10 protein-coding genes are annotated in these 10,141 nt (G+C 48.1%); 2 read left to right on the forward strand and 8 right to left on the reverse strand.

Translation table 11 applies throughout. The features are described from left to right. From ACWA6V_RS10540 to ACWA6V_RS10565, 6 genes are all read right to left on the reverse strand, one after another. The coding region (locus tag ACWA6V_RS10540) for a hypothetical protein (protein ID WP_449522449.1) at positions 1-457 on the reverse strand (457 nt) is incomplete at its 3' end. Positions 458-621: 164 nt separating this feature from the next. Further along, on the reverse strand, positions 622-1,551 hold the full coding sequence (locus ACWA6V_RS10545) for a prolipoprotein diacylglyceryl transferase (protein ID WP_449522450.1): 930 nt from the start codon (positions 1,549-1,551) through the stop codon (positions 622-624). Between the two features lie 108 nt (positions 1,552-1,659). Continuing rightward, on the reverse strand, positions 1,660-2,976 hold the full coding sequence (locus tag ACWA6V_RS10550; RefSeq protein ID WP_449522451.1) for an NAD(P)/FAD-dependent oxidoreductase: 1,317 nt from the start codon (positions 2,974-2,976) through the stop codon (positions 1,660-1,662). A gap of 62 nt (positions 2,977-3,038) precedes the next feature. Beyond that, positions 3,039-4,499, reverse strand: a complete 1,461-nt coding sequence (locus ACWA6V_RS10555; protein WP_449522452.1) for a hypothetical protein — start codon at positions 4,497-4,499, stop codon at positions 3,039-3,041. A gap of 10 nt (positions 4,500-4,509) precedes the next feature. Beyond that, positions 4,510-6,759: a DUF3857 domain-containing protein gene (locus ACWA6V_RS10560; protein WP_449522453.1), complete on the reverse strand. Its 2,250-nt coding sequence runs from the start codon at positions 6,757-6,759 to the stop codon at positions 4,510-4,512. A 135-nt stretch (positions 6,760-6,894) separates the two neighbouring features. Continuing rightward, entirely contained in the window at positions 6,895-7,887 is a 993-nt protein-coding gene (locus ACWA6V_RS10565) for a Gfo/Idh/MocA family protein (protein ID WP_449522454.1), read from the reverse strand. A 256-nt stretch (positions 7,888-8,143) separates the two neighbouring features. Between ACWA6V_RS10565 and ACWA6V_RS10570 the strand changes: the two genes are divergently transcribed. Next, complete coding sequence (locus ACWA6V_RS10570; RefSeq protein WP_449522455.1) at positions 8,144-8,707, forward strand: RebB family R body protein; 564 nt, start codon at positions 8,144-8,146, stop codon at positions 8,705-8,707. A 57-nt stretch (positions 8,708-8,764) separates the two neighbouring features. On the opposite strand, the gene ACWA6V_RS10575 is transcribed toward ACWA6V_RS10570, so the two are convergent. Further along, complete coding sequence (locus ACWA6V_RS10575) at positions 8,765-9,427, reverse strand: SDR family oxidoreductase (protein WP_449522456.1); 663 nt, start codon at positions 9,425-9,427, stop codon at positions 8,765-8,767. Positions 9,428-9,502: 75 nt separating this feature from the next. Further along, positions 9,503-9,760, reverse strand: coding sequence for a DUF2798 domain-containing protein (locus tag ACWA6V_RS10580; protein WP_331353082.1), 258 nt, complete (start codon positions 9,758-9,760; stop codon positions 9,503-9,505). A 150-nt stretch (positions 9,761-9,910) separates the two neighbouring features. On the opposite strand from ACWA6V_RS10580, the gene ACWA6V_RS10585 reads away from it, so the two are divergent. Beyond that, on the forward strand, positions 9,911-10,141 hold a 231-nt coding region (locus ACWA6V_RS10585), incomplete at its 3' end, for a LysR family transcriptional regulator (RefSeq protein ID WP_449522457.1).

Below are 10,141 nucleotides of genomic sequence, written 5' to 3' on the forward strand. Positions count from 1 at the left end.
TGGAGTGCATGAGTGCATTTGTTAAATAGTGTTCAAAAGAACGATCGTAGTTAAACGTTATTACTGCCAATCCTCTAAAGCTTAATTCATTCCATGTTTGGGCTGCAGCAATTTTGTTGAAAAAGTATGCATACCAGTGATCATTGTGAGAGTTGCTATCTAATAATTCCTTTTCTTCTTTGTCTAATAAAACGGCTGCAATAGCTCGCTTTCCAATTTTGGAGAATTCACTTCTTCTTGCAAGGAACGCATCGATTGATGACATTTGTGATGAGCGGAATGTATTAATAAAGTGTTCAAGCTCTTCTTCAAAAATGTGATCATCTTTACTACAGATATATTCACTAAATACTGTTAACGAATCTTCGAGGATGGATTTTCGTAGCTTATCTCCGATGGGATAACCCATCGCAATACTAGCTCCTGCTCCTAAAACAAGCGTTAATTTGTATTCCATCTAGTTTTACTCTCTAAATTTTCAAGTGTAAATTTTATAATCTAGGGCGTATCAGTTTTGCAAATTTACAGTATTAATCCAATTTTGCAAAAAACTTCAGGATGCCGCTCCGCAATTCGCAACAATACGATTGCAGGTCTCTGTAGTGTTCCAGTATAACCATGTTAAAGCCGTGCACAAGCCGATACAGCTCCCACCACTACTATCGAAAACACAATTTTAGGTAACAGTTTTCTATTGGTGGTTTTAATAATGCCCACAACCCCCCCAATAATTAAATCTATAGAAATAAACTCCGCTTGGGTAAAACTCATTTCCCATAAATGATATTCGCTGTTGACGCGGATTTTCTCTATCAGTAAACGCTCAAAACCACTCAGTAAAAGATACACGGAAAAAAGAAAACCAGTTTTGTAATGGGGTTTTCGGATGCTCCACAAAAATGCAAAAATTAAAAAAGCGGCCAGCGCTTCATAGATTGGTGTTGGATAAACGCCGGGTGCAGGAATAATAGCGCCGATAACATTATTCTCGTAAGTTTGCGCCCAGAACCAATCGGGCAGCCAGTCGGGTTTTATCGCCATGTTGGCGGCTGTGCCCCAATCGCCATCGCCAGATACCTGACAGCCCAAACGGCCAATACCGTAGCCTAAAATAATTGAAGGTGCTAATGCATCTAACATGGGGATAATGGGCACGGCACGTTTCTTTAAAAATATTGCGCCAGCGATAGCACCTAGAATAAGCCCACCGTAAATGGAAAATCCGTCGCGTGAAAAAATCATCGCAAGTGGGTCTTGGATAAATTCGCGCGGATATTCGAGCAGATGAAAAATGCGTGCGCCAATTACACCGAATATTGCGCATATCATTGCAAGATCGGAAACGAGTAAGTGCGTAGCAATACTTTTGTTACCGGACATAACTGCAGTAGGAAGTTTGCCTAATTCTTCAAAACGCATCACTTCTTTTTTGCCAATCCAGGCTGCAGTAATAATTGCCATCGCAACAAATGCGCCGAACATTGCGATGGGGAGTTGGATGTTGGTACCGAACAGATGATTAATTAAATCGCTGAGGTAAGGGTAGGACATTGGGTTAATTTCCCTATTGATCAATGCCCGAGCGCGGAGCTTGGAGCTGGGTAGGGTTAGTTATGGTGGAGTGCTGCGCGACTCCACCCTACAGTTAACAATAATAAATCAATGCAACTTCAACCGCGGGCGTAACCATTTATTTAATTTTCCGCCGATCATCACGAGCCCGGTTTTTATTACGCCGTGAATCGCAAGTTGGTGCATGCGATAGAGTGAGATGTAAACAAGTCGGGCGAGGCGGCCTTCAATAAACATACTGCCTTTGCTCAGGTTGCCCATCAGGTTGCCGACAGTGGAATAACTTGCGAGTGAAACGAGTGAACCGTAGTCGGTGTATTGGTAAGCTTTGAGTGGTTTGTTGTTGAGCAGTGCGGCTAGGTTAGTGTAACAGGCGCTTGCCATTTGGTGAGCGGATTGCGCTCGCGGTGGTACGCGGGTGCCGTCGGCATTGGTGAATTGGGCGCAGTCGCCGATGGCAAAAATATTTGCGTCGCGCGTGGTTTGCAAAAACTCATTCACATGTAATTGGTTGATGCGGTTGGTTTCAAGGCCGGCGAGGTTAGCCATAAAATCCGGCACTTTAATACCCGCTGCCCAGACCATTAAATCCGCTGCAATCAATTGACCATCTTTGGTGTGCAGGCCTTCTTTTGAAGCGGATGTAATCATAGTGTTGAGTTTTACATCGACGCCGATTTTTACCAGCTCGCTGTGCGCCGATCCGGAAATACGCTCCGGTAACGCAGGCAAAATACGTGGGCCAGCTTCTACCAGTGTGACTTTTAAATGTTCGTTGGAGATAGCATTAAAACCGTAATTGTGAATTTCATGTACGGCGTGATGCAATTCAGCCGAGAGTTCTACACCGGTTGCACCTGCGCCAACAATCGCGATGCGCACATTGTCTTCAGCGCCGGTCAGGCGTTGAACGCGCAAAAAACGGTTCAGCAATTTGTTGTGAAATTTATGCGCCTGCGCGGGGCTGTCGAGGAACAGGCAATTTTCTTTTACACCCTGGGTGTTGAAGTCGTTGGAGATAGAGCCGAGTGCAATAACCAAATAATCATAGGGTATGCGCGTGGAAGGTAAAAATTCCACACCATCTTCATCCTGCATTGGCGCTAATACCACTTCACGTTCTTCGCGGTCTAGGTCGATCATGCTGCCGACGCGAAAGAAAAAATGGTGCGCGTTGGCGTGGCCACGATAGCTCACCGCATCCACATCTTCATCCATAGTCCCCACCGCAATTTCATGCAGCAAGGGTTTCCATAAATGGGTGGTGTTGCGGTCGATCAAAGTAATTTCGGCTTTCTTTTTGCGCCCGAGTTTTTCGCCCAGTTTGGTGGCCAGCTCGAGGCCACCAGCTCCACCACCGACAACAACAATACGCGGCGGTTTACTTAGGGTTTGTGTTTGCATAGCAGATACCTGCAGGTAAGTTGATAAATCTCTCTCATCGCAAGCGCGTCCAGCCAGCCCGATTATTTAACTCCCAAGCCAGTCAGGAAATGACGCGCAAGTGGCCGCTCGATAAAGCGGTAGGTGTTTTGTTGTAGTGCAGCAGAAAAGTTTTTTCTGGCTGCCGATATGTTTCCTGCGCGATAGTCGCGATAACCGGAATAAAAAAAGTATTCGGTGCGCTCGCAGCGATTTTTTGCCGTTTGCTGAAATTGAGTGCGTGTTAACTTGTTGGTCCAAAATGCAAAAATGGCTGCTTCCCATTCGCTATTAAAAGCTAACTGCTTCTTTTTGATTAGCGCGGAGAAATCCAGATCTGCTTGTTGTCCGATAATGTCTGCTTTGATGGCATCATAAACACTGATATTTTTTTTGGCTTGTAAATAGTCTGTAAAACTCAAGGCCGCTTTCATCCATTCACCCGAGTTCATATAAATTTCGTGGTAGGACGAATCGCTAGCAGGGAGACCTTGGTTTTTGGCTTGCGCCAATAAAGTCTGTGCGGTTTGTTCTTTTCCCAGCATGGAATAATTTTGCGCACTAAACGCAATATTTTCAGCGGTAGGTTCCAACTCGACCAGAATGCTGGCTTCATGCAGCGCCAGTTGGTACAGGTCTTGATCCAGATACAAGCGCGCCAAGGCGTAGTGAAGTTCAGCGCTCTCAGGTGCCAGAGGTACTGCCTGTTGGTAAAAATGAATGGCATCACCTATATAATCAGCTGTTTCGTAGCTGCAGCCACTGGCTTCGGCGCGCGCTTCATAGGTGTTGGCGATGGCTTCGTATAAATCGCCTGAATCAGCAATCTGTTCTGCACCGAGTTTCAAAGTGGCGAGCGCCAGGGGGAAGTAGTTTTCTTCGCGATACATTTTAGCGAGTTGGATGTAGGCTTTATCGCTCGCGGGTTGTTCGTGAATGGCAGCGAGCAGTGCGCTATAGAGTTCAGGAAGATTTTTTTTGCCGGATTTTTGTTGAGCGAGATAATTGTGTAGAAACACTCCTAGCGAAGGCGCGTTGACTTCCATTTGCGTTGCGGTGGACAGTTGGTTGAAAATATGGCTGGCTTTGGTAAATGCCTTTTCTTTGCCTGCAACAATGTCTTCGTAGTAAATGTTATAGAGCAGTTTGAGTGTGGCTGGGTTGCCGGGCACCAGCTGTAATACCTTGCGGAAATTTTTTATCGCCAGCTCACGGCTGCGCGCTGATTTGTTTTTCTCCGCGTCAACAATATAGGCAAGGCCGAGTTTGTAGTACAGCTCAGCATTGTTGGGCGAGTTTTCTACTTCTGCTTCGAGTGTTGCAATTTCGGTTGATACACTGGCGCCTGCGATAATGGTGGATGTGGTAGTTGCTGCCTGCCCAGTGTGCGGCTGTTGGCTACAGCCGCTAACCAGCATCAGCACTGCTGCTAATAATCCTGCGCTGAGTAACTGCGGGCGTTGCCGCTGTGTAGATTTTTGTTGTGTTGGTTGAAATAAATTCATTGCATCAGTCTCAGAGTTTGTAGCCTAAGGCTTCTGCTTTTTTAAATGAGGCATCGGATTCCGGCAGCAGTTGGTTGTAACCCTGCGCCAGCCCCAACACATAATAGGCCTCCGCTTTTTGGGGTGATGCTTTTACCGCTTGCTGTGCGGTCGCCAAGGATTTTTCATAGGCCCCGTTTTTAATGTGCAATTTAGTCAGTGCAATTAAACTGGCCACATCCGTTTTGCCATTACTTTCCAGTGCGATTAATTCTGCTGCAGTTTTGTTGTATTCATAACTCAGCGTCCAATCATTGGACTCATTCAGCTCGTTGGTTTTTTGATAAAAATCGCCATAGTCTTTCAGTGCAACGTTTACCGCTTTTACGGTGAGATTCTGAGTGACGATATAGCGGTTGTTTTCCTGCTTGCCGGTTTGGGTCAGGGTGTAATAGGTGTTATCAATATTTTCGCCCTGGGTTTTCAAGCGTAAATGGTGATCGCTATCGGGGCTGGTAAATACCACGCGCGAGCGCAGGCTGTAACCCGGATCCACCACGTAGGGTTGCTTGCGGTCTTGCACTTTGTGCAGGTTGCGTAAATCGGCGAATAAATTGGTGAGTTGGGTGATGCTGAAACTGTAATTGATGGGATCTTTTTCGCCGCCCCACACATTGGTGAAGTTAAAACGGCCGCTGATGGTAAAGGGCTGCCACAGATTATCGGCATTGCTTGCAGTGAGTTCTGTGACTTCAGCAGAGTTGTAAATCTGGCCGATCAACTCGCGGAAATATTTATCGCGCTCGCTGGAATACTGCCACATGCTGCGCAGGCGCTGTTCATATAAACCGCCAAAATGTAATTTGAAACTCGCCTGCGCATCGCGGCCAGTAAATTTATCAAACACTAATTCCAATTCAGCAAAATGTTCTTTGGCTGGGAGTGATGGCAACACGCTGATTGCTTGGGTATCGTTATTTACAACCAGTGCAGGTTGGCCTTCAATGCCCACTGAAAATCCTGGGTACAAACTGGTTTCGCCGGTGGTATCCATCCAGATTTCTGGCAGGCCATTTTGCGCGGGGATATGCACAATCATATGGTCAAAACTCACCCCGGGCACTTGCATATCCGGAATACCGCGCCCGCGCGTGATAATTAATGCGGGGTCAGCCGCTATACCTAATTTGCGCAATAACATCACCGCTAATACGGTTTGGTCTTTACAATCGCCGTAACCATTTTTAAGTACTTCAAATGCATCGTGCGGTTCATAGCCTCCGCGCCCTACATGCGCAAATACATAGCGCACGCGATCCTGGATAGCACGGTAAACCGCTTTGGTTTTTGCTTCAGGTGTAAGTGCGGTTTTTTTAATCTCGGCAATTAAGGCATCAAGTTTGGTATCGCTCACCAAGTGTGGTTCGACCAAGTTGTCGGCCCAGCGTGCAACGTCATTCCATTTTGCGGTGGTGGATACGCGCAAGTAGGGCGCGTAGTTGTGTTCGCGCGTCATGGCGTTTTGCAATTCGATTTTAGCGAGATTTTTTCCTGTCCAAGTGATCGTCTGCTGCGCGCCCTTGGTGCTACGCTTCTCGCTAATCTGATAGCGGCTGGTATCGCTGCTGACAAGATTAATATTGATCGGTGCGGTAATGTGTAATTCGCTCATCACAATCGCATCTGCACGTGAGCCTTGCCCAGCTGCGCGATCTTCCCACCAGTGGAAACTGAAACTGTCAAACCATTGGTTGGGGACCATTTTTTTTGTGTCGGTATAGCGATACTGGAATTCGATAATAGAACCCTTGCGCACATTGGGCAGCGAAAATAATAATTCCTTGCGGTCGTGATAAAAATTTTCGTCGGTCGGGCTTTGGATTTGGGTTGCATCGGCTTTGATGCTATCCATCTTGCCGTCCGGTGTGCGCACATTGGCGAACTCAAGCGCTATGTCTTCATAAAAGCTGTTGAAGCTTACGCTGATCTGGCTGTAGTCGCGCACGGCTTCATCGCTGTTAATGTAGACCGCCACATAGGACGTGGCATGGCTCATCAATTGTTCATCGATATGCACTTGGGTTTTGCGCAAGAGGACTTGCGCTTCACTCTTATCATCTGCCTTGACACTGCGTGCCAGCGTTTTTAATGCAGGGGCGATGCGCTCGATTTTTTTAGGTTCAATTTTGTGATCGTCCGCCAATACTTGCCCGCCAGTGATTAGCAGGCTAAATGCCAACAGATAACGCAGGCAACACATCTTGCTTAAAAAATCTGACACGCATTCTCTCCAAAAACGATACGAATTTAAAAAACGGTAGCGATTGTTTTTTTATTTCTATTAGCTGTAGTACATTTTGTTGTAGTCCAATCGCTACTTTTTATCTATTACTGCTTTAACTTGAGGGCGCTTAAATTACAGTGCAATCCATTTGCGCTCGGCGGCACTTTTAAAAATTGCATCAATTGCGCGCATATTGGCGATAGCATCATCCAGTGATGTTGGTACAGGGCTGTTGTTGAAAACGCTGAGTGCAAATGCATCGCCCATAGCGCCGTAATGATTGCTATCAGGAACTTCAATCACTTCTTGTACGCGGTTGCGGGTAATGCGTACGCGCTGCACCGGGTCACTGCCATCGTTGTAGAAAGGGCGCTCAAGGTACAAGCTGCCTTCATCGCCGATTGCCTCGGCATATTGAATCGGTTCAATTTTGGTGGCGGCAGTAAAGCTCGCGCTACCAGCAGAAAATTCCATTATACCGGAGGTCAAACAGTCTACTTTTTCACCGGGCATAGGTGTGATGTGGCCGAGCACTTGTGTTGGTTCTTCGTTAAATAACCAGCGCGACAGCGAAATGGAATAACAACCAATATCCAGCAGTGCGCCACCGCCCCATTCAGCTTTATTGCGAATGTTATCCGGCTCGCGGTTGTTGTAAGAAAAGTGCGAATGCACCGCGTGCAATTTGCCGATGCGGCCTTCATCAACCAGTTGTTTTGCCAATTGCCATTGCGGATGAAAACGATACATAAACGCCTCCATCACTTTCAGTTGTGGATGGGCGCGTGCTGCATCAACCAGGCGCTGTGCATCGGCAGTATTCAAACCCAGGGGTTTTTCGCAGAGGACATGCTTGCCCGCCTGCAGCGCTTTGATCGACCAATCCACGTGCAGGTGGTTGGGCAATGGGTTGTAAATCGCATCGATATCCGGATCAGTCAGCATTTCCTCGTAGGTGCCATAGGCGCGCTCGATGTGCAATTCATCGGCTACCCGGCGCGCACTTTGTTCATCGCGCGAGCAAATGGCGAGCACCTGATTGTGAGTGGATTTTTGCAGGGCGGGAATGACTTTTTCACGGCCGATTTTGGCGGTGCTGAGCACGCCCCAACGGAGTTTTTTCATGGATGATCCTGTGCGTAAAAGCCTGAGTGGCCGGATGGATAACAGAAGCCCAGTGTAGATGATTTTGCCTGTTATTTGGCTGTAAATGCGGTATTGATTTGTCTTTTACCTGTGCTGTTATAGCGTGTACCTTCGCTGTTATAGCGTGTAACTTGGCGATAGCCCTGTGTTTGGCTAGGCTACACTGGTCGGCCTGCAAGTATCCGGGCGGGCTTTATTACAAGGTATGTTTTTTCACATTCAACAGGAGCCTGATATGGCTTTTCCAACAGCAGTTAATTCTCAAATCACCGATGCAGTGACCCAAGCCAACACCAAAACTATCGGTGAGTCGCCCGCTATCGCTATGGGCAATCTCTTTCAATCAACCTCGCAAGCACTTGCCAGTGCAGCGTTCAATGCGACCTATGCGCAGCAGCAGTTCGCGGTAACGGTGCAGGCTGCAACCACCATGTGTGTTGCGTTAATTTGTTCTGTGGATACGGATCGCAGTGCCGAAGGCATCAAAGCCAATCTCGACAACGCAAAAGCGAGCCTTGACCAAACCTTGGCGGCTGCGAATGTCACGGGGCAGGTTGATGAAGCAGTGCATGCGGCTTTGCACAATGTGCTGGGTTCAGCGGGCGACTTTAGCTATGGCACACGCGCAGTGATGGATGCGTTTGCAGCTTCGTTGGCGCAGTTGTCGGCCAATACCCACCGCACTTCAATGGATGTGATTCGTGCTGCTGCCACTGCAACCACCTTGGCCGCGATGATTAAGTCTCCGGAAAATGCAGGCAGCTACGAAAAAGTGTTGGAGTTAATAAAACGAATGTAAATGTTGTGCCATCGGCTGCGCGGGCACCTGTTAAAAAAACGATGCCCGCGTGCGCCATTACCAAGGCAAAACCTCGCCATTGGAATGCCAGAAAGTGCCGCTGTTTTCCAGCGTTAATCCGGCGATGCGCTGGCTTAAACGCTGGGCAGCTTCATCCGCAGAAATATCGCCACCAAAATTTACCATTGCCGTTTGCACATAACCCGGGTGCAGTATCGCCACGGCAATACCGCGCGGTTTTAAATCCCGTGCGAGTGACATGGCGGCCGCGTTCAGTGCAGCCTTGGACATGCGGTAACCGTAATAACCGCCGGAGCTGTTATCGGCAATTGAACCCATTCGGCTGGTAATAAACGCGATTTTTGCCCCCGCAGTTAAATTACCGAGCAGCGCCTCGGTCACGCGCAAAGGTGCTTCAGCGTTGATCAAAAATTGTTGCTGGATGGAGTTGTAATCAATATTGCCCAATTCTTCATGCAGAAATATGCCGGCGTTGTTGATCAGCAAATCAATCGATTTACCGTCCAATGTATCGGCGAGTTGCGCGAGCGCTTGCGCATCACTTACGTCCACACCGGCAATGACGCGCGTGCCCGATTCAGTCAGTTCCGGCGATGCCGTGCGGCACAAGCCGATTACTTTCCAGCCCTGCGCCAGATAGGTTTTGCACAAAGCCAGGCCAATGCCGCGATTCGCGCCGGTAATCAATGCTGTTTTCATAGTGGTTCGCTCCATTGTTGAAATTGCGCCAGTCATTAATGGGCGAGAGCGTAACTGATTTGCGGCCGTTGCTGGCTAATTTTTTACCGTGTGTTTGACCAACTGCATCACCAGCGGGCGCACCAGCAAAATACAAAAGAAGGCCGAAGGCATGGCGATGCTGTAGGCATGGATCACCTGTGCCAGATAGTGATCGGCAATGCCGCTGTTGGCCGCCACGATAATCAGTGACATCAGGAATGCCATGATCGCTGACATATAAAACGCGAACACAAAGGGTGTGAATTTGGCGGGCAGTTTTTTGCTGCCGGATTGAACGGTGAGCTCTTGCATGATTGATACCTTCAGGATGATTTTAGCCGGGCTAACCCGACCTGACTGGTGCACTTTAAGGCGCAGTCATCCTCTTCGGTAGACGCCTGACGGTATATGCTGTATTAAGCAAAACTTGGTAATTGCATTAACTATTCGGAAGCTAAGGCTATGGATACTCTGCGCGGTATTGAGTGTTTTGTGAGGGCTGTTGAAGGCGGCAGTATTGCAGCGGCAGCGCGGCGAGTGGGAATCAGCGCAGCGGCGACCAGCCAGAATATCGCCCGTTTGGAATCCTATTTGGGCGTGCGCTTGCTCACGCGTACAACGCGCAGCCTCGCTACAACCGATGCAGGCAAAGTCTATTACGACAAAGTCGCACTCCTGATCCACGAGTTGGAG

The organism is Cellvibrio sp. (genome assembly GCF_053579595.1).